Here is a 22,656-nt window from a genome sequence, read left to right as displayed (position 1 = left end):
AGGTCGCCGACCACCGACAGCGCCACCACCACGGCCGCGCAGGGCAGCGCCAGCAGCAGTTCGCGCACCGACCAGTCACGGTAGATGGCCACCGCGAAGGTGATCGCCAGGCTCAGCGCCAGGCCGCCGTAGAAGCCTTCCCAGCTCTTGCCGGGGCTGACCCGCGGCGCCAGCTTGCGCTTGCCGAAGGCCTTGCCGGAAAAATAGGCGCCGATGTCGGCGGCCCAGACCAGCACCATGACCGCGACGATCAGCCAGTTGGCCAGCGGCCACTGCTTGAGCACCACCAACCCCTGCCAGGCCGGCAGCAGGATCAGCAGGCCGATCAGCAGGCGGCGCCAGCGGCCGCCCCAGCTGGAGGCGCTGTCCGGGTAGGTGAGCACCATCACGGTAGCCAGCAGCCACCAGAGCACCGCCAGCAGCAGCACGGCGCCGGCCAGCTGCGGCAGCCAGTACAGCAGCAGCATCAGCAGCGCGACCACGCCGGCATAGCCGACGCGGGCCGGCTGCTCGTTGTAGCCGGCCAGGCGCGCCCATTCCCAGGCACCGAGGGTCACCACCAGGCCGATGAACAGCGCGAAGGCGAGGCCATCGAGGAGGAAGAAACCACCCAGCGCGATGGGCAGCAGCACCAGCGCCGTGATGATCCGTTGTTTCAGCATGACGGGGGGGCCTCGGCCTGCACCTGCTCGCTGGTCTTGCCGAAGCGACGCTGGCGGGTGGCATAGTCGGCCAGCGCTTCGCGCATCGCCGCGCTCTTGAAGTCCGGCCAGTAGAGATCGGAGAAGTACAGCTCGGCGTAGGCCAGCTGCCACAACAGGAAGTTGCTGATGCGGTGCTCGCCGCCGGTGCGGATGCACAGGTCCGGCAACGGCTGGTCGCCGGTGGTCAGGCAACCTTGGATCAGCCCGGGGGTGATGTCGTCCGGCACCAGGTGCCCGGCCTGCACTTCGCGGGCCAGGCGCTGGGCGGCCTGGGTGATGTCCCACTGGCCGCCGTAGTTGGCCGCCACCTGCAGCAGCAGCCCCTTGTTGCCGGCGGTGAGGTTCTCCGCTTCGCGCATGGCGGCTTGCAGCTCCGGATGGAAGCGGCTGCGGTCGCCGATGATGCGCAGGCGGATGCCGTTCTCGTCGAGCTTGCGCACCTCGCGGCGCAGGGCCATGAGGAACAGCTCCATGAGCGCACCGACCTCGTCGACCGGGCGCTGCCAGTTCTCGCTGGAGAAGGCGAACAGCGTCAGGACCTCGACACCGGCCTCGGCGCAGGTCTTGACCACCGCACGCACCGCGCTGACGCCGGCCTTGTGCCCGGCAACGCCGGGCAGCAGGCGCTTCTTCGCCCAGCGGTTGTTGCCGTCCATGATGATGGCCACGTGACGTGGCACCGCGGCCACCTGCTTGGTCTTGTCCATGACTGCAACCTGGCCGTCAGACGGCCATCAGATCCGTTTCCTTGGCCTCGAGGGCCTTGTCGATCTCGGCGACGAACCTGTCGGTAAGCTTCTGCACTTCGTCCCCGGCGCGACGCTCTTCGTCCTCGCTGATTTCCTTTTCCTTCTGCAGGTCCTTGAGCTGGGCCAGGGCATCGCGGCGGATGTTGCGCACGGAGACGCGGGCCTGCTCGGCCTCGGCGCGGGCCTGCTTGGTGAAGCCCTTGCGGGTTTCCTCGGTCAGGGCCGGCATGGGGACGCGGATGGTGGTGCCGGCGGTGGCCGGGTTCAGGCCCAGGTCGGAGGTCATGATGGCCTTCTCGACCGCCTGGATCATGCTCTTGTCGAACACGTTCAGGGCCAGGGTGCGGGAATCCTCGACGGTGACGTTGGCGACCTGGCGCAGCGGGGTGTCGGAGCCGTAGTAGGACACCATGACGCTGTCCAGGATGCTCGGGTGCGCACGGCCGGTGCGGATCTTGGCGAAGGCGTGACCCAGGGCCTCCAGGGCCTTGCCCATGCGCTCCTGCGCTTCTTTCTTGATCTCGTTGATCATGTCAATCCTCCTCGATCAGGGTGCCCTCGGCACCACCAACAACAATATTCAGCAGCGCGCCCGGCTTGTTCATGTTGAACACCCGCAGCGGCATTTTCTGGTCGCGGCACAGGCAGATGGCGGTCAGGTCCATCACGCCCAGCTTGCGGTCGAGCACTTCATCGTAGGTCAGGCGCTCGAACTTCTCGGCGTTCGGGTCCTTGAACGGATCGGCAGTGTACACACCATCGACCTTGGTCGCCTTCAGCACCACGTCGGCATCGATTTCGATGGCGCGCAGGCAGGCGGCCGAGTCGGTGGTGAAGAAGGGGTTGCCGGTACCGGCGGAGAAGATCACCACTTCGCCGCTGGCGAGGTGGCGCATGGCCTTGCGGCGGTCGTAGTGGTCGGTGACGCCGACCATGCTGATGGCCGACATGACGATGGCGGTGATGTTGGAGCGCTCCAGGGCGTCGCGCATGGCCAGGCCGTTCATCACGGTGGCCAGCATGCCCATGTGGTCGCCGGTGACGCGGTCCATGCCGGCCGCCGACAGGGCCGCGCCGCGGAACAGGTTGCCGCCGCCGATGACCAGGCCGACCTGCACGCCGATGCCGACCAGTTGGCCGATCTCCAGGGCCATGCGGTCCAGGACTTTCGGATCGATACCGAACTCTTCGCTGCCCATCAGGGCTTCGCCGCTCAGTTTTAGAAGAATGCGTTTATAGCGAGGTTGACGAGCGCTCAGCTGCTGAGCCATGACCTTTTTCTCCTGCGGCGATGTGGAATGCGGGGCGCCTGTCCGGGCGCCTGTCGGGGAAGCCTGGCCCTACCAGGCTAGCAGCGCCGCGAACCGACGAACGGTGCGAAGCCGCGGAGACCGCCCCGAATGGTCTCCCCACTTTGACGAAGAGGCCGCACGCGCGAGCGGGCAGCCTCTTCCGGGGCGACGGTGGAAACCGTCTTATTGCTTGGATGCAGCTACTTGAGCAGCAACCTCGGCAGCGAAGTCGGCCTCGGCCTTCTCGATGCCCTCGCCCACTTCGAAGCGAACGAAGGAGACGATCTCGGCGCCGGCTTTCTTGGCCAGTTCACCGACCTTGACTTCCGGATCCTTGACGAACGGCTGCTCGACCAGGCTGGCTTCGGCGAGGAACTTGTTGATGCGGCCCTTGACCATGTTCTCGACGATGTTTTCCGGCTTGCCGGCGATCTTGTCGGCGTTCAGCGCCAGGAAGATTTCCTTTTCCTTGGCCACGGCGTCTTCGGAAACCTGCGACGGGTCCAGGAACTGCGGGTTGCTGGCGGCGACGTGCATGGCGATGTCACGGGCCAGTTCAGCGTTGCCGCCTTTCAGGGTGACCAGTACGCCGATGCGGTGACCGTGCAGGTAGGCGCCGACCACGTCGCCTTCGGCGCGGGCCAGACGACGGATGTTGACGTTCTCGCCGCACTTGGCGACCAGGGCTTCACGGGCGGACTCCTGCTCGGCGATCAGCGGAGCGGCGTCGGTCAGCTTCTGCGCGACGGCCTTGTCCAGGCTGGCGGCGACGAAGTTCTTGAAGTCGTCCTGCAGGGCCAGGAAGTCGGTCTGCGAGTTGACTTCGATGATGGTGGCGGCCTTGGCGTCGTCGGCCACTTTCACCGCGATGGAACCTTCGGCGGCGATGTTGCCGGCCTTCTTGGCAGCCTTGATGGCGCCCGAAGCGCGCATGTCGTCGATGGCCTTCTCGATGTCGCCTTCGGCGGCAACCAGGGCCTTCTTGCACTCCATCATGCCCTGGCCGGTGCGCTCGCGCAGTTCTTTAACCAGTGCTGCAGTGATCTCTGCCATTTGCAAATCCTCTTGAGTTGGTTCTCAAAACCAGATCGCCCGGCGGGCCGGGCGGAATTCGGGAGTGGCAAAAAGGGGGCCAGGCCCCCTTTTTGCGCACCGCTGGACGTCTGGACGTCCCGGAATCAGCCTTCGGCGGATTCGGCCGGCGCTTCTTCGACGAACTCGTCGGCACCGCCCTGGGCGTTCTGACGGCCGCGCAGTACGGCTTCGGCCATCGAACCCAGGTAGAGTTGCACGGCGCGGATGGCGTCGTCGTTACCGGGGATGACGTAGTCGACGCCGTCCGGGCTGCTGTTGGTATCGACGATGCCGATGACCGGGATGCCCAGCTTGTTGGCTTCGGTGATGGCGATGCGCTCGTGGTCGACGTCGATCACGAACAGCGCGTCCGGCAGGCCGCCCATGTCCTTGATGCCGCCCAGGCTGCGATCCAGTTTTTCCAGATCACGGGTGCGCATCAGGGCTTCTTTCTTGGTCAGCTTGTCGAAGGTGCCGTCCTGCTGCTGGGTTTCCAGCTCGCGCAGGCGCTTGATCGACTGACGGATGGTCTTGTAGTTGGTGAGCATGCCGCCCAGCCAACGGTGGTCGACGTACGGCATGCCGCAACGGGCGGCTTCTTCGCGAACGATCTTGCCGGCGGAACGCTTGGTGCCGACGAACAGGATCTTGTTCTTGCCCGAGGCCAGGCGCTCAACGAAGGTCAGGGCATCGTTGAACAGCGGCAGGGTCTTTTCCAGGTTGATGATGTGGATCTTGTTGCGCGCGCCGAAAATGAACTTGCCCATTTTCGGGTTCCAGTAACGGGTCTGGTGGCCGAAGTGCACACCGGCCTTCAGCATATCGCGCATGTTGACTTGGGACATGATAGTTCCTCGATAAGTCGGGTTGGGCCTCCATGCATCCCAATGACCAACCCTCCGCACGTGGCGAGAAGGCACCCAGGTCATCGTGTCGATGCATGTGTGGGTTAGGCTCGAGCAGGCCATAGCCTGCAAAAGCGGGGCGCTTTATATCACACAAAGCCGCTGGAGGCTAGAAGCTGGAAGCCGGACGACGTACCGCCGCTCTTCGCTTTTCGCAGGAGCGAGCTTGCTCGCGAACGGCGTAGGCGCGAGTCCCGTTCGCGAGCAAGCTCGCTCCTACAAGAGCAGGCACTCCTCGCTCCAGCCTCCAGCCTCCAGCCTCCAGCCTCCAGCCTCCAGCCTCCAGCCTCCAGCCCCATAGAGCCTGCCGCCCGTGAAAATGGTAAGCTATCGCTTTTGCCGTCCGCCCCAGGAAATCCCAATGACCGTCACCATCAAGACGCCCGAAGACATCGAGAAAATGCGCATCGCCGGCCGCCTGGCCGCCGAGGTGCTGGAAATGATCGGCGAGCACGTCAAGCCCGGGGTCACCACCGACGAACTGGACCGCATCTGCCATGACTATATAGTCAACGTCCAGCAGGCCATCCCCGCGCCCCTGAACTACAAGGGCTTCCCCAAGTCCATCTGCACCTCGATCAACCACGTCGTCTGCCACGGCATCCCCAACGAGAAGCCGCTCAAGGAAGGCGACATCGTCAACATCGACATCACCGTCATCAAGGACGGCTACCACGGCGACACCAGCAAGATGTTCCTGGTGGGCAAGACCCCGGAGTGGGCCGACCGTCTGTGCCAGATCACCCAGGAATGCATGTACAAGGGCATTTCCGTGGTCAAGCCCGGCGCGCGCCTGGGCGACATCGGCGAGGTGATCCAGAAGTACGCCGAGAAGAACGGCTTCTCGGTGGTCCGCGAGTACTGCGGCCACGGCATCGGCAAGGTGTTCCACGAGGAGCCCCAGGTGCTGCACTACGGCCGCGCCGGCACCGGCCTGGAGCTCAAGGAAGGGATGATCTTCACCATCGAGCCGATGATCAACCAGGGCCGCCCGGAAACCCGCCTGCTGGGCGACGGCTGGACCGCCATCACCAAGGACCGCAAGCTCTCCGCCCAGTGGGAGCACACCGTGCTGGTGACCGCCGACGGCTACGAGATCCTCACCCTGCGCAACGACGAGAGCTTCCCGCGCACCAGCGCGTGAGCGGCGTTGCAATCTCGCCGACGGCTGGGTAGAACATAGAAATCCCGGCCCGGCACCCTCGCCGGGCCTGGCGCCACGCGCCCCAGGCCCGGACGATGACTTGCCCCTGCCCTCCCCCCATCCCAGAATCAGGAAGGCCGCCATGCCGCAGGTGGATCCCGAGTTGTTCGACCCTGGGCAGTTCCAGGCGGAACTGGCCCTCAAATCCAGCCCCATCCCCGCCTTCAAGAAAGCCATCCGCCAGGCCAACGAGGTGCTGGACGCGCGCTTCAACGGCGGCCGTGACATCCGCCGGCTGATCGAGGACCGCGCCTGGTTCGTCGACCAGATCCTGCAGCAGGCCTGGCAGCGCTTCGCCTGGTGCGAGGACGCCGACATCGCACTGGTGGCGGTGGGCGGCTACGGCCGCGGCGAGCTGCACCCGCACTCGGACATCGACATCCTGGTGCTGCTCGACAGCGAGGACCAGGAAGTCTTCCGCGAGCCCATCGAGGGCTTCCTCACCCTGCTCTGGGACATCGGCCTGGAAGTCGGCCAGAGCGTGCGCTCGGTGGCCGAATGCGCCGAGGAAGCGCGCGCCGACCTGACGGTGGTGACCAACCTGATGGAGTGCCGGACCATCTCCGGCCCCGACCACCTGCGCCAGCGCATGCTCGAAGCCACGGCCACCAGCCAGATGTGGCCCAGCGGCCAGTTCTTCCTGGCCAAGCGCAAGGAACAGATCCACCGCCACACCAAATACAACGACACCGAATACAACCTGGAGCCCAACGTGAAGGGCTCGCCCGGCGGGCTGCGCGACATCCAGACCATCCTCTGGGTGGCCCGCCGCCACTTCGGCAGCCTCAACCTGCACGCGCTGGTCAAGGAAGGCTTCCTGGTGGAAAGCGAGTCCAGCGTGCTGGCCTCCTGCCAGGAATTCCTCTGGAAGGTCCGCTACGCCCTGCACATGCTCGCCGGGCGCGCCGAGGACCGCCTGCTGTTCGACCACCAGCGGCGCATCGCCGGGATGCTCGGCTACCAGGACAACGACGCCAAGCTGGCCGTCGAGCGCTTCATGCAGAAGTACTACCGGGTGGTGATGGCGGTCTCCGAGCTGAACGACCTGATCATGCAGCACTTCGAGGAAGTCATCCTGCGCGCCGGCGAAGGCGGCCAGGTGACGCCGCTGAACAGCCGCTTCCAGGTCCGCGACGGCTACCTGGAGGTGACCAACGCCAACGTCTTCAAGCGCACCCCCTTCGCCCTCCTGGAAATCTTCGTGCTGATGGCCCAGCACCCGGCGATCAAGGGCGTGCGCGCCGACACCATTCGCCTGCTGCGCGACAGCCGGCACCTGATCGACGACGACTTCCGCCACGACATCCGCAACACCAGCCTGTTCATCGAGCTGTTCAAGTGCCGCGAAGGCATCCATCGCAACCTGCGGCGGATGAACCGCTACGGCATCCTCGGCCGCTACCTGCCGGAGTTCGGCCTGATCATCGGGCAGATGCAGCACGACCTGTTCCACATCTATACGGTGGACGCCCACACCCTCAACCTGATCAAGCACCTGCGCAAGCTGCAGCGCCCGGACATGGCCGAGAAGTACCCGCTGGCCAGCAAGATCATGGAGCGCCTGCCCAAGCCGGAGCTGATCTACCTCGCCGGGCTCTACCACGACATCGCCAAGGGCCGTGGCGGCGACCATTCCGAGCTGGGCGCGGTGGACGCCGAGCTGTTCTGCCAGCGCCACCAGTTGCCGCAGTGGGACACCCAACTGGTCAGTTGGCTGGTGCAGAACCACCTGGTGATGTCCACCACCGCGCAGCGCAAGGACCTCTCCGACCCGCAGGTGATCTTCGACTTCGCCCAACTGGTCGGCGACCAGACGCGCCTGGACTACCTCTACGTGCTCACCGTGGCCGACATCAACGCCACCAACCCGAGCCTGTGGAACTCCTGGCGCGCCAGCCTGCTGCGCCAGCTCTACACCGAGACCAAGCGCGCCCTGCGCCGCGGCCTGGAGAACCCGCTGGACCGCGAGGAGCAGATCCGCCAGACGCAGAGCGCGGCCATCGACATCCTGGTGCGCGACGGCATCGACCAGGACGACGCCGAGCAGCTCTGGAGCCAACTGGGCGACGACTACTTCCTGCGCCACAGCGCCGCCGACGTGGCCTGGCATACCGAGGCCATCCTCCAGCACCCGGACGACGGCACGCCGCTGGTGCTGATCAAGGAAACCACCCAGCGCGAGTTCGAGGGCGGCACGCAGATCTTCATCTACGCCGCCGACCAGCACGACTTCTTCGCCGTGACCGTGGCGGCGATGGACCAGCTCAACCTGAACATCCAGGACGCGCGGATCATCACCTCCACCAGCCTGTTCACCCTCGACACCTACATAGTGCTCGACGCCGATGGCGGCTCGATCGGCGACAATCCCCAGCGCATCGCCGAAATCCGCCAGGGCCTGGTGGACGCGCTGAAGAACCCCGACGACTACCCGAACATCATCCAGCGCCGCGTGCCCCGGCAGCTCAAGCACTTCGCCTTCGCGCCGCTGGTGACCATTTCCACCGACGCCTCGCGCCAGGTCAGCGTGCTCGAGGTCATCGCCCCCGACCGCCCGGGCCTGCTGGCGCGCATCGGTGGGCTGTTCCTGGACTTCGACCTGTCGGTGCAGAACGCCAAGATCGCCACCCTCGGCGAGCGCGTGGAGGACGTGTTCTACGTCACCGACGCGCACAACCAGCCACTCTCCGACCCGGACCTGTGCAAGCGACTGCAGGCGGCCCTGGTCGAGCAGCTTTCACAGGCCAACGGCCAGGAAACCGTTCCGGTCCGCATCAGCATCTGACGAGCGATTCACATGAACCCAGACCTCGACCTGCTCCAGCCCTACCCCTTCGAGAAGCTCCGCGCCCTGCTCGCCGGCGCCCAGCCGCCGGCCGGGCTGCCGCACATCGCGCTGTCCATCGGCGAGCCCAAGCACCGCTCGCCGGAATTCGTCGCCAAGGCCCTGGCCGACAGCCTCGACCAACTGGCGGTGTACCCGACTACCCTGGGCCTGCCGGCGCTGCGCGAAACCATCGCCGCCTGGTGCGAGCGCCGCTTCGGCGTCCCCGCAGGCTGGCTGGACGCCGCCCGCCACGTGCTGCCGGTGAACGGCACCCGCGAGGCGCTGTTCGCCTTCACCCAGGCGGTAGTGGACCGCAGCAAGAACGGCCTGGTGATCAGCCCCAACCCCTTCTACCAGATCTACGAAGGCGCGGCCTTGCTGGCCGGCGCGCAACCGCACTACCTGGCCTGCCGCGCCGGGAACGGCTTCAATCCGGACTTCGACGCGGTGCCGGCGGACGTCTGGCAGCGCTGCCAGATCCTCTTCCTCTGCTCCCCGGGCAACCCCACCGGCGCGCTTGTCCCCCTCGCCGAATTGAAGAAGCTGATCGCCCTGGCCGACGAGCACGACTTCCTGATCGCCGCCGACGAGTGCTACAGCGAGCTGTACTTCGACGAGCAGAACCCGCCGCCCGGCCTGCTCAGCGCCTGCGTCGAACTGGGCCGCTCGGACTTCAAGCGCTGCGTGGTGTTCCACAGCCTGTCCAAGCGCTCCAACCTGCCGGGCCTGCGCTCGGGCTTCGTCGCCGGCGACGCCGAGGTGCTGAAGAAATTCCTCCTGTACCGCACCTACCACGGCTGCGCCATGCCGGTGCAGACCCAACTGGCCAGCATCGCCGCCTGGCAGGACGAAGACCACGTGCGCGCCAACCGCGACCTGTACCGCGAGAAGTTCGCCGCGGTGCTGGACATCCTCGCCGGCGTGCTCGACGTGCAGCGCCCGGACGGCAGCTTCTACCTGTGGGCGAAAACGCCCATCGCCGACACCGAGTTCTGCCGTGGCCTGTTCGACCAGCAGCACGTCACCGTGGTGCCGGGCTCCTATCTGTCCCGCGAAGTGAACGGCGAGAACCCCGGCGCCAACCGAGTGCGCATGGCCCTGGTCGCCCCGCTGGCGGAATGCGTGGAAGCGGCCGAACGAATCAAGCGTTTCGTCCAGGCCAGGTAACGCCCTCCCCGCCCCTGTAGGAGCGAGCTTGCTCGCGAACAGACTCCGCTGGGGGGTTCGTTCGCGAGCAAGGACTAGGCGTCCCCCTCGCTCCTACGAAGAGCCTTTTACGGAGCCGCCTGTAGCCAAGGCCAAACGGCGGATAACGTCGAACGTTATCCGCCCTACGCCAGGCCCACCCGCGACGTAGGGCGTATAACCGTTCGCGGTTATACGCCGCCCCACCTGGGCCACAGCCCGCGCCGTGGTCAACCTCAGAGCCGCCTGTAGCGGCCCTACACCCACCGCCCCGCCTTGCTGGTCAGCCAGGCCTCCTGGGAGTCCAGGTCGCCGAGCACCTTGCGCATGGTCTCGTCGTCCACCAGGTTCTCCCGGCGCAGCTGGTACAGCTCCAGGCGCTGAGTGCGCAGCGCCTTGATGCGCAGGGCCTGGTCGGCCAGCTCCAGGCTGCGCGCCCGCTCCCGCGCCTCGGCGCTGTCCGGAGCCGGGTCGAGCTGCTGGCGGTACTCGGCCATCAACCGCGCCTTCACCTCCGCCAACCGCGCAGCCTCCTCGGCATCCACCTTCTCGCCGGCCGGCATTTCCTCCTTCTCCAGCATGCGGATGGCCGCCACCGCGGTGCGCCGCCATACCGAGCGGTACTCCAGCTCGGACTGGTCGTTGCTGGCCACCGGCAGCCCCTTGAGCAAGGCCGGCAGGCCCAGGGTGGCCGCCAGCAGCGAAACCAGGATCACCCCGGCGGCGATGAAGATGATCAGGTCGCGCTGCGGGAAGGCCTCGCCGCTGCCCAGCAGCAGCGGCACCGACAGCACGCCGGCCAGTGTCACCGCCCCGCGCACCCCGCCCAGCGCCGAGATCGCCGACAGCCGCAGCACCGGCTCGCCGGGCTTGCCGCCCAGCTCGATGCCCCACCAGCGCTCGAAGCGCAGAGACAGCTTCCAGTAGCACCAGACCCAGGCGAAACGCAGCAGGATCAGCACGGCGTACACCGCCAGCACGTAGAACAGCAGTTGCGAGGAACGCCACAGGCTGTCGCCGGCGTGGTGCGTCACCGACTTGAGGATGTCCGGCAGTTGCAGGCCCAGCAGCAGGAACACCACGCCGTTGAAGGCGAACTCCAGCATCGACCAGACGCTGCGGTTGAGCACGCGGGTATGGGTCTGCCGCGGCAGCAGGTCGGTCCAGCTCTGCATCATGCCCGCCGCCACCGCCGCGAGAATGCCGGAGACGCCCAGCTCCTCGGCGACCATGTAGACGGCGAAGGGCAACAGCAGCATGAGCACCACGTGGGTGGCCGGGTCGTCCCAGCCGCGGCGGATCATCCAGGCGCGGATGCGCCCCAGCAGCCAGCTCAGCACCACGCCGCAGGCCAGGCCGCCAATCGCCACCAGGAGGAAGCTCAGGCTGGCGTCGAGCAGCGAGAAGGCGCCGGTCATGGCCGCGGCCACCGCGAACTTGAAGGCCACCAGGCCCGAGGCGTCGTTCATCAGCGCCTCGCCCTGCAGCACGTGCATCAGCCGCCGCGGCAGGCGGTTCTGGGCGATCGCCGATACCGCCAGGGCGTCGGTGGGCGACAGCACCGCGGCCAGGGCGAAGGCGGCGGCCCAGGGAATCTCGGGAATCAGCAGATGGATGAAGGCGCCACCGCCAGCCACGGTGAACAGCACCAGGGCGAAGGCCATGGTCAGGATCGGCCAGCGCATCTGCCAGAACTCGCCCTTGGGCATGCGCCAGCCATCGGCGAACAACAGCGGCGGAATGAACAGGAACATGAACAACTCCGGGTCCAGCGCCACGTGCAACCCCAGGCTGGGCCAGGCCAGGACCGCCCCCGAGGCGATCTGGATCAGCGGCAGCGGCAATGGCAGCAGTTGCGCCAGCAGGCGCGTGCCCCCGACCACCAGCAGCAGGATGAGCACGGTATAAACGGTTTGCATCGACGATCTCCCAGTCGCCAGTTCGCGGCGCCCCATTTGAACATCCAGAGACGCTCTCCATCAGCCCCCGGGCGAGCAATAGACTATTGCAATCGCAAAAGAATCGTCCCGCCCTCCCCGCCCCCGCAAGTTCACGGGAAAATGGCATAATCCCGCGCTTGCCAAAGGAACGACGAGGAGCGCCGCCCATGACCCAGCGGACCATCTATGGAATCAAGGCCTGCGACACCATGAAGAAAGCCCGCACCTGGCTTGAGAAACACGGCGTCGACTATGCCTTCCACGACTACAAGACTAGCGGAATAGACCGCGCGCACCTTGAACAATGGTGCGCCGAGCATGGCTGGCAGACGGTCCTGAACCGCGCCGGCACCACCTTCCGCAAGCTCGACGAGGCGCAGAAAGCCGACCTCGACGAGTCCCGCGCGATCGAGCTGATGCTCGCCCAGCCGTCGATGATCAAGCGTCCGGTGCTGGACCTTGGCGACCGCACCCTGGTCGGCTTCAAGCCCGACGCCTACGCCGCCGCGCTGGCCTGATACTTTTTTTACCGTTTTTTCGAGGAACCACACATGTCCCAATCCCTCTTCAGCCTGGCCTTCGGCGTCGGCTCCCAGAACCGCCAGGACGCCTGGCTGGAAGTCTTCTACGCGCAACCGCTGCTGAACCCGGCCGCCGAGCTGGTCGCCGCCGTCGCGCCGATCCTCGGTTACGAGAACGGCAACCAGGCCATTGCCTTCAGCAACCAGCAGGCCTACCAACTGGCCGACGCGCTGAAGACCATCGCCCCGGCCCAGGCCGCCCTGCTCAACCGCCTGGCCGAAAGCCAGAAGCCGCTGGTCGCCACCCTGCTGGCCGAAGACGCCGCCCCCGCCTCCACTCCCGAGGCCTACCTGAAGCTGCACCTGCTCTCGCACCGCCTGGTCAAGCCCCATGGCGTCAACCTGTCGGGCATCTTCCCGCTGCTGCCGAACGTGGCCTGGACCAACATCGGCGCCATCGACCTGGCCGAACTGGCCGAGCTGCAACTCGAAGCGCGCCTGAAGGGCAAGCTGCTGGAAGTCTTCTCGGTGGACAAGTTCCCGAAAATGACCGACTACGTGGTCCCGGCCGGCGTGCGCATCGCCGACACCGCCCGCGTGCGCCTGGGCGCCTACATCGGCGAAGGCACCACCGTGATGCACGAAGGCTTCGTCAACTTCAACGCCGGCACCCAAGGCCCGGGCATGATCGAAGGCCGCGTCTCGGCCGGCGTGTTCGTCGGCAAGGGTTCGGACCTGGGCGGCGGCTGCTCGACCATGGGCACCCTGTCCGGCGGCGGCAACATCGTCATCAGCGTCGGCGAAGGCTGCCTGATCGGCGCCAACGCCGGCATCGGCATCCCGCTGGGCGACCGCAACATCGTCGAAGCCGGCCTGTACGTCACCGCCGGCACCAAGGTGGCGCTGCTGGACGACCAGAACAACCTGGTCAAGGTGGTCAAGGGCCGCGACCTGGCCGGCCAGCCGGACCTGCTGTTCCGCCGCAACTCGCAGACCGGTGCGGTGGAGTGCAAGACCAACAAGACCGCCATCGAGCTGAACGAAGCGCTGCACGCGCATAACTAAGTCAGAGCTGGAAGCTGGAAGCCAAAAGCCGGAAGCGGGCTGCACAAGGCTCTTCCAGCTTCCAGCTTCCAGCTTCAGGCTTACAGCCATGCTTCTTTCCCCCTGGCGCTCCGCCTTCCCTGCCCTCGCCGCGCTGGCAGCCGAGGAGCAGACCTACCTGGACAGCGCCGCCACCGCGCAGAAGCCCCAGGCCATGCTCGACGCCCTGGCCGGCTACTACGCCAGCGGAGCGGCCAACGTCCATCGCGCCCAGCACCTTCCCGGCGAACGCGCCACCCGTGCCTTCGAGGCGACGCGCACACGCCTGGCGCAATGGCTGGACGCCGGCAGCCCGGAACAACTGGTGTTCACCCACGGCGCCACCGAGGCCCTGAACCTGCTGGCCTACGGCCTGGAGCCACTGTTCGGCGAAGGCGACGAGATCGCCATCAGCGCCCTGGAGCACCACGCCAACCTGCTGCCCTGGCAGCAACTGGCGCTGCGCCGCGGAGCGAAGCTGGTGGTGCTGCCGCTGGACGACCGCGGGGTCATCGACCTGGAGGCCGCCAGGCAGCTGATCGGCCCGAGCACCCGCCTGCTCGCCGTGAGCCAGTTGTCCAACGTGCTCGGCACCTGGCAGCCACTGCCGGAGCTGCTGGCCCTGGCCCGCGCGCAAGGCGCGCTGAGCGTGGTGGACGGCGCCCAGGGCGTGGTCCATGGCCGGCACAGCCTGTCCGCTCTGGGCTGCGACTTCTACGTGTTCTCCAGCCACAAGCTCTACGGCCCCGAGGGCCTGGGCCTGCTCTGGGGCCGCGCGGACGCGCTGGCGCGCCTGCGCCACTGGCAGTTCGGCGGCGAGATGGTGCAGAACGCCGATTACCAGAGCGCGCACTTCCGCCCGGCGCCGCTGGGCTTCGAAGCCGGCACTCCGGCCATAGGCGCGGTGATCGGCCTGGGCGCCAGCCTCGACTGGCTGACCCGCCAGGACGCCGCGGAAATGGCCGCCCACGAGGCCCTGCTGCACGCCCAACTGCTGGCCGGGCTGCGCGCCCGCGACGGCGTGCGCCTGCTGGGCGAACCCCAGGCGGCGCTGGCCAGCTTCGTGGTGCGGGACGTGCACAGCGCCGACCTCGCCCATCTGCTCACCGAGCAGGGCGTGGCGGTGCGCACCGGCCACCACTGCGCCATGCCGCTGCTCAAGCGCCTGGGCCTGCCCGGCGCCATCCGCGTATCCCTGGCCCTGTACAACGACGGCGCCGACCTGGAGCGTTTCTTCCGCGCCCTCGACGGCGCCCTGGAACTGCTGCGATGAGCCTGCCCGAAGCCGCCCGCCAGGCACTGGAAGCCTTTGCCGGCCAAGCCTCCTGGGAACAGCGCGCGCGCCTGCTGATGCAGTGGGGCGACAAGCTGGAACCGCTGGACGAGCTGGAACGCAGCGAAGCCAACCGCATCCACGGCTGCGAAAGCCTGGTCTGGCTGGTGGCCGAACAGCGTGACGGCGCCTGGCACTTCCGCGCGACCAGCGATGCGCGCCTGCTGCGCGGGCTGATCGCGCTGCTGCTGGTGCGGGTGCAGGGGCTGCCGGGGGATGAACTGGCGCAACTGGACCTGGGCCAGTGGTTCAACGACCTGGGCCTGGGCCGGCAATTGTCGCCCTCGCGCAGCAATGGCCTGAATGCGCTGCTCCAACGCATGCGCGAACTCGTTTCGTAGGAGCGAGCTTGCTCACGAACAACCGAGTCAAGCTCAACTCCGGAGCGATATCGAAGTCCGTCCCCTCTCCCCAGCCCTCTCCCTGAAGGGAGAGGGGGCCGTATGGTGTGAAGCGCACTAACGGCGCTCACTGCTACTCCGATGTTGCCGGCAAACGCCGAGATATCCGCTGGCACGGACAGTCCCCTCTCCCTTCAGGGAGAGGGTTAGGGAGAGGGAGCGGAGTAACAGCAAACACCTCGATAACAGGTGAGCACCGTTCGCGTTAAGAGGGATTTCCAGCCGCGCTACGCTCCGAAGGCCGCCGCGCCCCCGCCACCAGCTTATCCACAGCCCTGGCCGCCGCAGCCATGCCGAAGGTGGCCGTAACCATCATCACCGCCCCGAAACCACCCGCGCAATCCAGCTTCACCCCTTCCCCGACGAACCCCTTGGCCTGGCACACGCTGCCGTCCGGCTTGGGGTAGCGCAGCTGTTCGGTGGAGAACACGCAGGGCACGCTGTAATGCCGCCCCGGCGTGCGCGAGAAGTTGTAGTCGCGGCGCAGCAGCGAGCGCACCTTGGCCGCCAGCGGGTCGTTGAAGGTCTTGTTCAAGTCGGCCACCTGCACCTGCGTCGGGTCGACCTGGCCACCGGCGCCGCCGGTGGTGACGATCTGGATCTTGCGCCGCTTGCACCAGGCGATCAGCGCCGCCTTGGCCGGCACGCTGTCGATGCAGTCGATGACGAAGTCCATGTCAGTGGTGATGCAGTCGGCCATGCTCTCGCGGGTGACGAAGTCCGCCACCGCGTGGACCTTGCACGCCGGGTTGATGGCGCGGATGCGCTCGGCCATCACCTCCACCTTGGGCTTGCCCACGGCGCCTTCCAGGGCGTGGACCTGGCGGTTGGTGTTGGTCACGCAGACGTCGTCCAGGTCGAACAGGGAAATCTCGCCGACGCCGCTGCGCGCCAGCGCCTCGGCCGCCCAGGAGCCGACGCCGCCGATGCCGACCACCGCCACGTGGGCCGCGGCCAGGCGCTCCAGGCCCCGGGTGCCGTACAGGCGGGCGATGCCACCGAAACGCTGATCGTCCACTACCATCACAGTGTCTCCGCAAAAAACGCCCGGCATTCTATAGGAAGGCGGGCGCCAGGACCGGCCGAATTGACGCCCGGCAAGGCCGGCGCCGGCTACCCGGGACATTCTACGCCGGCCCCGGAGCGCCGGACGGGAGCTATACACCCAGGGGGGTGCGGGGTAGGATGCGCGCCGACCCGTTCCCGGCTCCGAAACACCGACAGGAACCCGATCGCTCCATGCCATCACGCAAACTCGGCCTCAACCTGGTCGTCCTGGTCGCCCTGGCCGCCCTGCTCACCGGCGTCTGGGCCCTGTACAACCGCCCGGTGAGCGCGCCGGACTGGCCGGAAAGCATCTCCGGCTTCTCCTTCTCGCCCTTCCGCCTGGACCAGAGCCCGCAGAGCGGCCGCTTCCCCAGCGACGAGGAAATCCGCTCGGACCTGGAACTGGTCTCGCGGATGACCGAGAACATCCGCACCTACTCGACCAAGGGCAGCCTTTCCGACATCCCCTTCCTCGCCGAGGAGTACGGGATGCGCGTCAGCCTGGGCATCTGGATCAGCGCCGACGAGGCCGAGAACGAGGCGGAGATCGCCCGCGGCATCGAGATCGCCAACCGCTCGCGCAGCGTGGTGCGGGTGATAGTCGGCAACGAGGCGCTGTTCCGCCGCGAGGTCACCAAGGACCAGTTGATCGGTTACATCGACCGTGTCCGCGCCGCGGTGAAGGTGCCGGTGACCACCGCCGAGCAGTGGCACATCTATGAGAAGTACCCGGAACTGGCCCAGCACGTCGACCTGATCGCCGCCCACGTGCTGCCTTACTGGGAGTTCGTGCCCATGCAGGACTCGGTGCAGTTCGTCCTCGACCGCGCCCGCGACCTGCGCCTGAAGTTTCCGAAAAAACCGCTGCTGCTGGCCGAGGTCGGCTGGCCCAGCAACGGCCGCATGCGTGGCGGCGCCACCGCCACCCAGGCGGACCAGGCCATCTACCTGCGCGAGCTGACCAACGCGCTGAACAAGAAGGGCTACAACTACTTCGTGGTCGAGGCCTTCGACCAGCCATGGAAATACACCGACGAAGGCTCGGTGGGCGCCTACTGGGGCGTGTTCAACGCCGCGCGCCAGCCCAAGTTCAACTTCCAGGGCCCGGTGGTGGCCATTCCCAAGTGGCGCGTGCTGGCCATCGCCTCGGTGGTGCTGGCGCTGCTCACCTTCACCCTGCTGCTGATCGACAGCAGCGCCCTGCGCCAGCGCGGGCGGACCTTCCTCGCCGTGGTCTCGTTCGTCTGCGCGTCCATCCTGGTGTGGATCGGCTACGACTACAGCCAGCAGTACAGCACCTGGTTCAGCATCACCGTCGGCGTATTGCTGGGCATAGGCGCGCTGGGCGTGGTGATAGTGCTGTTCACCGAGGCCCACGAGCTGGCCGAGGCGGTGTGGACGCGCAAGCGCCGCCGCCTGTTCCTGCCGGTCACCGACGCCGAGGCCTACCGGCCCAAGGTCTCCATCCACGTGCCCTGCTACAACGAGCCGCCGGAGATGCTCAAGGAGACGCTGAACGCCCTGGCCAGGCTCGACTACCCGGACTTCGAGGTCCTGGTGATCGACAACAACACCAAGGACCCGGCCGTGTGGGAGCCGGTGCAGGCCCACTGCGAACTGCTCGGCCCGCGCTTCCGCTTCTTCCACGTGGCGCCCCTGGCCGGCTTCAAGGGCGGCGCGCTGAACTACGCGCTGCAGTTCGTCGCGCCCGACGCCGAAGTCATCGCGGTGATCGACTCCGACTACTGCGTCGAGCCGGACTGGCTCAAGCACATGGTGCCGCACTTCGCCGATCCGCAGATCGCCGTGGTGCAGTCGCCGCAGGACTACCGCGACCAGCACGAAAGCGCCTTCAAGCGCCTGTGCTACGCCGAGTACAAGGGCTTCTTCCACATCGGCATGGTCACCCGCAACGACCGCGACGCGATCATCGAGCACGGCACCATGACCATGGTCCGGCGCCAGGTGCTGGACGAGCTGAAATGGGCCGAATGGTGCATCACCGAGGACGCCGAGCTGGGCCTGCGGGTGTTCGAGCGCGGCCTCTCGGCGGCCTACTTCGAGCGCAGCTACGGCAAGGGCCTGATGCCCGACACCTTCATCGACTTCAAGAAGCAGCGCTTCCGCTGGGCCTACGGCGCCATCCAGATCATGAAGCGCCACACCGATGCCCTGCTGCGCGGCCGCGGCCCGGACGGCAGCAAGCTGACCGGTGGCCAGCGCTACCACTTCGTCGCCGGCTGGCTGCCGTGGATCGCCGACGGCATGAACATCTTCTTCACCCTCGGCGCGCTGCTCTGGTCGGCGGCGATGATCATCGTGCCCAAGCGCGTCGACCCGCCGCTGCTGATCTTCGCGATCCTGCCGCTGACGCTGTTCGCCTTCAAGGTCGGCAAGATCCTCTTCCTCTACCGCCGCACCGTGGGCGTGAACCTGCGCGACGCGCTGTTCGCCGCGCTGGCCGGGCTGTCGCTGTCGCACACCATCGCCAAGGCGGTGCTGTACGGCTTCGTCACCCGCTCCATCCCGTTCTTCCGCACGCCGAAGATGCGCGCAAGCCACGGCCTGCTGGTGGCCCTGGCGGAAGCCCGCGAGGAAGTCTTCATCATGCTCCTGCTGTGGGGCGCCGCCCTGGGCATAGTCCTGGTGCAGGGCGTGCCCAGCCCGGACCTGATGTTCTGGGTGGTGATGCTGCTGGTGCAGTCGCTGCCATACCTGGCGGCGCTGATCATGGCCCTGCTCTCCTCGCTGCCGCGCCCGCGCGAGGAAGAGGCGCTGAGCGGTTCCGAGCAGGTGGGCTGAACGGCCAGGCGATTTTCGTAGGATGGGTTGAGCCTTGGCGATACCCATGCGGTCATGGCGATGGGCATCGCCTCGCTCAACGCCATCCTACGAAAAACCATGCTCACTCATACGGTAGGAGCGGACCTTGTCCGCGATAGCCGGACACCCCGGCGCGTTTCGCGGATGAGATCCGCTCCTACGCCCCCGCACCCTGCTCCTTGTAGGAGCGCGCCCTGCGCGCGAAATCGCGGGCAGGGCCCGCTCCTACAGTTGGGCTCGGAGTCGGAGGCATCGTAGGAGCGAGCTTGCTCGCGAACGGACTCTTCGCTCCTACGCGCATCCTGCCAAGGAAACCGCTGCGACCAGACGACGCGCTGTCCCCGCGCTTTTGCTTTAAGATGTGCGCCTTTTCCGTTTCACCCTGGATGCCTTGCCCATGTCCCTGTCGCCGACCCTGGCCCTCGCCTGCGAGCTGATCCGCCGGCCCTCCGTCACTCCCGTCGATGCCGACTGCCAGCAGTTGATGATGCAGCGCCTGGCCGCCTGCGGCTTCGATCTGGAGCCGATGCGTATCGAAGAAGTGGACAACTTCTGGGCCCGCCGTGCCGGCCGCGATGGCGGCGAAGGCCCGGTGCTGTGCTTCGCCGGACACACCGACGTCGTCCCCACCGGCCCCGAGCAGGCCTGGCAGCACCAGCCGTTCGACGCCCTGATCGACGCCGACGGCATGCTCTGCGGGCGCGGCGCGGCGGACATGAAGGGCAGCCTGGCGGCGATGATCATCGCCACCGAGCGCTTCGTCGCCGAGCACCCGGACCACCGCGGCAGCATCGCCTACCTGATCACCAGCGACGAGGAAGGCCCGGCGCAGCACGGCACCAAGGCCGTGGTCGAGCGCCTGCGCGCGCGCAACGAGCGCCTGGACTGGTGCATCGTCGGCGAGCCGTCGAGCACCACCCTGGTCGGCGACGTGGTCAAGAACGGCCGCCGCGGCTCCCTCGGCGCCACCCTCAAGGTGCGCGGCGTGCAGGGCCACGTGGCCTACCCGCACCTGGCGAAGAACCCCATCCACCTGGCCGCCCCGGCCCTGGCCGAACTGGCCGCCGAGCACTGGGACGACGGCAACGCCTTCTTCCCGCCGACCAGCTTCCAGATCTCCAACATCAACGGCGGCACCGGCGCCACCAACGTCATCCCCGGCGAGCTGGTGGTGGTGTTCAACTTCCGCTTCTCCACCGAATCCATCCCGGAGGGGCTGCAGCAGCGCGTCGCCGCCATCCTCGACAAGCACGGCCTGGACTGGCACATCGACTGGGCGCTGTCCGGACTGCCGTTCCTCACCGAGCCGGGCGAGCTGCTCGACGCCGTGGCCGCCAGCATCCAGGCGGTCACCGGCCGGCAGACCACCCCCTCGACCTCCGGCGGCACCTCGGACGGGCGCTTCATCGCCACCCTGGGTACCCAGGTGGTCGAGCTGGGCCCGGTCAACGCCACCATCCACCAGGTCAACGAGCGGGTGCTGGCCAGCGACCTCGACCTGCTGAGCGAAATCTACTACCAGACCCTGGTGCGGCTGCTGGCATGAAAGACGTGAAGAAAGGCTTCTGCCTGGCCGCCACCCAACCCGACATCCCACCGCCGGTGCCGGCCCCGGAGCGGCGCTACGCCCTGCGCAGCTACCAGCTCAACCTGCGCCAGCGCAGCCTGCCACTGCTCACCGTGCTGAGCCCGCTGCGCACGGAGCGCAAGGACTGAGATGCTCACCTGCCCGATCTGCCAGGCGCCGCTGGAACACCTCGACAACAGCGTGAAGTGCCCCGCCGGGCACAGCTTCGACCGCGCGCGCCAGGGCTACCTGAATCTGCTGCCGGTGCAGCACAAGAAAAGCCGCGACCCGGGCGACAACGCCGCCATGGTCGAGGCCCGCCGCCAGTTCCTCGGCGCCGGCCACTACGCCCCGCTGGCCCGGCGCCTGGCGGAGCTTGCCGCCGAACGCGCGCCGGCGCGCTGGCTCGACATCGGCTGCGGCGAGGGCTACTACACCGCCCAGCTCGCCGAGGCCCTGCCCGATAGCGACGGCTACGCCCTGGACATCTCCCGCGAGGCGGTGAAAGCCGCCTGCCGCCGCGCCCCGCAGCTGACCTGGATGGTCGCCAGCATGGCCCGGGTGCCGCTGGCCGACGCCAGCTGCCAGTTGCTGGCCAGCGTGTTCAGCCCCATCGACTGGAACGAGGCCGCGCGCCTGCTGGCCCCCGGCGGCGGCGTGCTGCGCCTGGGCCCGGGCCGCGACCACCTGCTGGAACTGCGCCAGCGCCTGTACGACGAGGTGCGCGAGTACGTCGACGACAAGCACCTGGCCGACCTGCCGCCGAGCCTGGCCCTGGCCCATACGGAAAGCCTGAATTTCCGCCTGGCCCTGGACAGCCGCGAAGCCCGCGAAACGCTGCTGGCGATGACGCCCCACGGCTGGCGGGTCAACCCGCAGCGCCGCGAGCGCATCCTCGCCGAGCCCTTCGAGGTCACGGTGGCGGTGCGCTACGATTGGCTGGAACGCCAAACCCCCTGACGAGGACGCCCATGCGCCAACCGGATATCGAGATCTACCTGAAGGACGCCGACCAGGCCGCCGTCGGCGCCTGGCTGGCCGAGGCGCTGGGCCCCTGCAGCGAGTGGCGGCGCCAGGGCGAGACCTTCAAGTGCCTGGCCGACAGCCCGAACGGGATGATCCCGCTGACCTGGCTGCCGCAGGCGGTGGGCAAGTGGCACAGCCTGTTCATCGACAGCGACGCCACGCCCTGGGACGACGACCTGGCCTGCGCCAGGGCGGCCAACGCCGCGCTGGGCGTGGAGGTGCGCTGCGCACCGGGTGGCTGGAGCGAAGAACAGGGCGAGGAAGACGCCGACCGCTGGCTGAAGGTGACCGCCGAGGGCGTCGCCGAGATCACCTGGCGAACCGGCTGAAGCACGAAAACGACGCTGGCGCGATGCGCGGCGTCGTTGCTGAAGAGCCGGGCGCCAGGCGCCGGCTGGAAAACGAAGGCCCGTCTCGCGACGGGCCTTTGTCTTCGGGGGCTCAGACCTTGGAGACGTCTTCCGCCTGCAGGCCTTTCTGACCCTGGATCACCGAGAACTCCACTTTCTGGCCTTCGACCAGGGAGCGGTGACCTTCGCCACGAATGGCGCGGTAGTGGACGAAAACGTCCGGACCGCTGTCGCGTTGAATGAATCCATAACCCTTGGCGTCATTGAACCACTTGACGGTTCCGACCTCACGATCAGCCATTACCACACTCTCCAACTCGCTATTATTTTTGGGTGGCCCCCGGGAATGAGGACTGCAACGGCTCGACAGGCGGAGGGTTGTCCGCGTTGACCGTCCAGGGCCTTCGCCGCTGGATGGGCAATTCGAATAACGCCCCAATGACGACCGCGCTCCCGAGTATATAAATCAAAAGTTACAGCTGGAAAGCACTTTTTCGCCTCAGTGCCAGCACCGTGACCAATGCGGCCAAAGTGCCATTTTACGGGGCTTCCAGGGCCATCCTGGTGCACTTTGACGAGGTAACGGAGTTGTAAGTTTTGTCATTAGCGGCGTGCTGCAGCGCAC

21 protein-coding genes are annotated in these 22,656 nt (G+C 67.1%); 12 read left to right on the top strand and 9 right to left on the bottom strand.

Annotation, left to right across the window (positions count from 1 at the left end; all coding sequences use genetic code 11):
* The 6 genes from BM060_RS28380 to rpsB all read right to left on the bottom strand — a co-directional run.
* On the bottom strand, positions 1 to 662 hold a 662-nt coding region (locus BM060_RS28380), incomplete at its 3' end, for a phosphatidate cytidylyltransferase (RefSeq protein ID WP_074985312.1).
* Positions 656 to 1,411 (bottom strand): polyprenyl diphosphate synthase, encoded by a 756-nt coding sequence (uppS, locus tag BM060_RS28375; protein WP_074985310.1) that lies wholly within the window; start codon positions 1,409 to 1,411, stop codon positions 656 to 658. The genes uppS and BM060_RS28380, both read right to left, overlap by 7 nt.
* Before the next feature lie 16 nt (positions 1,412 to 1,427).
* Positions 1,428 to 1,985: a ribosome recycling factor gene (gene frr, locus BM060_RS28370; protein WP_074985309.1), complete on the bottom strand. Its 558-nt coding sequence runs from the start codon at positions 1,983 to 1,985 to the stop codon at positions 1,428 to 1,430.
* 1 nt (position 1,986) lies between these two features.
* Positions 1,987 to 2,724 carry a UMP kinase gene (pyrH, locus tag BM060_RS28365; RefSeq protein WP_009616635.1) on the bottom strand — a complete coding sequence of 246 codons (738 nt, stop codon included), beginning with the start codon at positions 2,722 to 2,724 and terminating at the stop codon, positions 1,987 to 1,989.
* 204 nt (positions 2,725 to 2,928) lie between these two features.
* On the bottom strand, positions 2,929 to 3,798 hold the full coding sequence (gene tsf / locus BM060_RS28360; protein ID WP_074985307.1) for a translation elongation factor Ts: 870 nt from the start codon (positions 3,796 to 3,798) through the stop codon (positions 2,929 to 2,931).
* A 125-nt stretch (positions 3,799 to 3,923) separates the two neighbouring features.
* Positions 3,924 to 4,664, bottom strand: a complete 741-nt coding sequence (rpsB, locus tag BM060_RS28355; RefSeq protein ID WP_074985305.1) for a 30S ribosomal protein S2 — start codon at positions 4,662 to 4,664, stop codon at positions 3,924 to 3,926.
* Between the two features lie 421 nt (positions 4,665 to 5,085).
* On the opposite strand from rpsB, the gene map reads away from it, so the two are divergent.
* The 3 genes from map to dapC all read left to right on the top strand — a co-directional run bounded on the left by map (position 5,086) and on the right by dapC (position 9,922).
* Positions 5,086 to 5,868, top strand: coding sequence for a type I methionyl aminopeptidase (gene map / locus BM060_RS28350; protein ID WP_009616630.1), 783 nt, complete (start codon positions 5,086 to 5,088; stop codon positions 5,866 to 5,868).
* Positions 5,869 to 6,010: 142 nt separating this feature from the next.
* Positions 6,011 to 8,713 (top strand): [protein-PII] uridylyltransferase, encoded by a 2,703-nt coding sequence (locus BM060_RS28345; protein WP_074985303.1) that lies wholly within the window; start codon positions 6,011 to 6,013, stop codon positions 8,711 to 8,713.
* Positions 8,714 to 8,725: 12 nt separating this feature from the next.
* Positions 8,726 to 9,922, top strand: a complete 1,197-nt coding sequence (dapC, locus tag BM060_RS28340) for a succinyldiaminopimelate transaminase (RefSeq protein WP_074985301.1) — start codon at positions 8,726 to 8,728, stop codon at positions 9,920 to 9,922.
* 275 nt (positions 9,923 to 10,197) lie between these two features.
* Here dapC and BM060_RS28335 read toward each other — a convergent pair whose 3' ends face one another.
* Positions 10,198 to 11,859 (bottom strand): Na+/H+ antiporter, encoded by a 1,662-nt coding sequence (locus tag BM060_RS28335; RefSeq protein ID WP_074985299.1) that lies wholly within the window; start codon positions 11,857 to 11,859, stop codon positions 10,198 to 10,200.
* 188 nt (positions 11,860 to 12,047) lie between these two features.
* Here BM060_RS28335 and BM060_RS28330 point away from each other — a divergent pair, with 188 nt between their 5' ends.
* The 4 genes from BM060_RS28330 (at position 12,048) to BM060_RS28315 (ending at position 15,158) form a co-directional block, all read left to right on the top strand.
* A complete protein-coding gene (locus tag BM060_RS28330) occupies positions 12,048 to 12,398 on the top strand; it encodes an ArsC family reductase (protein WP_074985297.1) in 351 nt (116 codons plus the stop codon).
* A 33-nt stretch (positions 12,399 to 12,431) separates the two neighbouring features.
* Positions 12,432 to 13,466 (top strand): 2,3,4,5-tetrahydropyridine-2,6-dicarboxylate N-succinyltransferase, encoded by a 1,035-nt coding sequence (dapD, locus tag BM060_RS28325; protein WP_074985294.1) that lies wholly within the window; start codon positions 12,432 to 12,434, stop codon positions 13,464 to 13,466.
* Positions 13,467 to 13,554: 88 nt separating this feature from the next.
* Positions 13,555 to 14,757 (top strand): aminotransferase class V-fold PLP-dependent enzyme, encoded by a 1,203-nt coding sequence (locus BM060_RS28320; RefSeq protein WP_074985292.1) that lies wholly within the window; start codon positions 13,555 to 13,557, stop codon positions 14,755 to 14,757.
* A complete protein-coding gene (locus tag BM060_RS28315) occupies positions 14,754 to 15,158 on the top strand; it encodes a SufE family protein (protein WP_074985290.1) in 405 nt (134 codons plus the stop codon). Before BM060_RS28320 ends, BM060_RS28315 begins: the two co-directional genes overlap by 4 nt.
* A 265-nt stretch (positions 15,159 to 15,423) precedes the next feature.
* Here the strand turns inward: BM060_RS28315 and tcdA are convergent, their stop codons facing one another.
* Positions 15,424 to 16,242 (bottom strand): tRNA cyclic N6-threonylcarbamoyladenosine(37) synthase TcdA, encoded by an 819-nt coding sequence (gene tcdA / locus BM060_RS28310; protein WP_074985288.1) that lies wholly within the window; start codon positions 16,240 to 16,242, stop codon positions 15,424 to 15,426.
* Between the two features lie 215 nt (positions 16,243 to 16,457).
* Between tcdA and BM060_RS28305 the strand changes: the two genes are divergently transcribed.
* From BM060_RS28305 to BM060_RS28290, 5 genes are all read left to right on the top strand, one after another.
* Positions 16,458 to 19,067 (top strand): glycosyltransferase, encoded by a 2,610-nt coding sequence (locus BM060_RS28305; protein ID WP_074985286.1) that lies wholly within the window; start codon positions 16,458 to 16,460, stop codon positions 19,065 to 19,067.
* Between the two features lie 418 nt (positions 19,068 to 19,485).
* Positions 19,486 to 20,634: a succinyl-diaminopimelate desuccinylase gene (gene dapE / locus BM060_RS28300; protein WP_074985284.1), complete on the top strand. Its 1,149-nt coding sequence runs from the start codon at positions 19,486 to 19,488 to the stop codon at positions 20,632 to 20,634.
* Positions 20,631 to 20,804 carry a hypothetical protein gene (locus tag BM060_RS33075; RefSeq protein WP_167858374.1) on the top strand — a complete coding sequence of 58 codons (174 nt, stop codon included), beginning with the start codon at positions 20,631 to 20,633 and terminating at the stop codon, positions 20,802 to 20,804. Before dapE ends, BM060_RS33075 begins: the two co-directional genes overlap by 4 nt.
* A gap of 1 nt (position 20,805) precedes the next feature.
* Positions 20,806 to 21,615 (top strand): putative RNA methyltransferase, encoded by an 810-nt coding sequence (locus BM060_RS28295; protein ID WP_074985282.1) that lies wholly within the window; start codon positions 20,806 to 20,808, stop codon positions 21,613 to 21,615.
* An 11-nt stretch (positions 21,616 to 21,626) separates the two neighbouring features.
* Positions 21,627 to 22,010 carry a hypothetical protein gene (locus BM060_RS28290; RefSeq protein ID WP_074985279.1) on the top strand — a complete coding sequence of 128 codons (384 nt, stop codon included), beginning with the start codon at positions 21,627 to 21,629 and terminating at the stop codon, positions 22,008 to 22,010.
* A 112-nt stretch (positions 22,011 to 22,122) separates the two neighbouring features.
* Here BM060_RS28290 and BM060_RS28285 read toward each other — a convergent pair whose 3' ends face one another.
* The gene (locus tag BM060_RS28285; protein WP_003082372.1) at positions 22,123 to 22,332 is read right to left on the bottom strand and encodes a cold-shock protein; all 210 of its coding nucleotides are present in this window, start codon (positions 22,330 to 22,332) and stop codon (positions 22,123 to 22,125) included.
* Positions 22,333 to 22,656 lie beyond the last annotated feature (324 nt).

This window comes from Pseudomonas citronellolis (genome assembly GCF_900112375.1).
Lineage (GTDB): Bacteria > Pseudomonadota > Gammaproteobacteria > Pseudomonadales > Pseudomonadaceae > Pseudomonas > Pseudomonas citronellolis.
This window is presented reverse-complemented; position numbering and strand designations above follow the sequence as displayed.

Coding starts and splice junctions, on each gene's coding strand:
- tsf (WP_074985307.1), bottom strand. CDS start 3,798: ATGGCAGAGATCACTGCAGCACTGGTTAAAGAACTGCGCGAGCGCACC.
- BM060_RS28345 (WP_074985303.1), top strand. CDS start 6,011: ATGCCGCAGGTGGATCCCGAGTTGTTCGACCCTGGGCAGTTCCAGGCG.
- uppS (WP_074985310.1), bottom strand. CDS start 1,411: ATGGACAAGACCAAGCAGGTGGCCGCGGTGCCACGTCACGTGGCCATC.
- BM060_RS28290 (WP_074985279.1), top strand. CDS start 21,627: ATGCGCCAACCGGATATCGAGATCTACCTGAAGGACGCCGACCAGGCC.
- BM060_RS28295 (WP_074985282.1), top strand. CDS start 20,806: ATGCTCACCTGCCCGATCTGCCAGGCGCCGCTGGAACACCTCGACAAC.
- frr (WP_074985309.1), bottom strand. CDS start 1,985: ATGATCAACGAGATCAAGAAAGAAGCGCAGGAGCGCATGGGCAAGGCC.
- BM060_RS28335 (WP_074985299.1), bottom strand. CDS start 11,859: ATGCAAACCGTTTATACCGTGCTCATCCTGCTGCTGGTGGTCGGGGGC.
- BM060_RS28305 (WP_074985286.1), top strand. CDS start 16,458: ATGCCATCACGCAAACTCGGCCTCAACCTGGTCGTCCTGGTCGCCCTG.
- dapC (WP_074985301.1), top strand. CDS start 8,726: ATGAACCCAGACCTCGACCTGCTCCAGCCCTACCCCTTCGAGAAGCTC.
- dapD (WP_074985294.1), top strand. CDS start 12,432: ATGTCCCAATCCCTCTTCAGCCTGGCCTTCGGCGTCGGCTCCCAGAAC.
- BM060_RS28285 (WP_003082372.1), bottom strand. CDS start 22,332: ATGGCTGATCGTGAGGTCGGAACCGTCAAGTGGTTCAATGACGCCAAG.
- BM060_RS28330 (WP_074985297.1), top strand. CDS start 12,048: ATGACCCAGCGGACCATCTATGGAATCAAGGCCTGCGACACCATGAAG.
- BM060_RS28320 (WP_074985292.1), top strand. CDS start 13,555: ATGCTTCTTTCCCCCTGGCGCTCCGCCTTCCCTGCCCTCGCCGCGCTG.
- pyrH (WP_009616635.1), bottom strand. CDS start 2,724: ATGGCTCAGCAGCTGAGCGCTCGTCAACCTCGCTATAAACGCATTCTT.
- tcdA (WP_074985288.1), bottom strand. CDS start 16,242: ATGGTAGTGGACGATCAGCGTTTCGGTGGCATCGCCCGCCTGTACGGC.
- map (WP_009616630.1), top strand. CDS start 5,086: ATGACCGTCACCATCAAGACGCCCGAAGACATCGAGAAAATGCGCATC.
- rpsB (WP_074985305.1), bottom strand. CDS start 4,664: ATGTCCCAAGTCAACATGCGCGATATGCTGAAGGCCGGTGTGCACTTC.
- dapE (WP_074985284.1), top strand. CDS start 19,486: ATGTCCCTGTCGCCGACCCTGGCCCTCGCCTGCGAGCTGATCCGCCGG.
- BM060_RS33075 (WP_167858374.1), top strand. CDS start 20,631: ATGAAAGACGTGAAGAAAGGCTTCTGCCTGGCCGCCACCCAACCCGAC.
- BM060_RS28315 (WP_074985290.1), top strand. CDS start 14,754: ATGAGCCTGCCCGAAGCCGCCCGCCAGGCACTGGAAGCCTTTGCCGGC.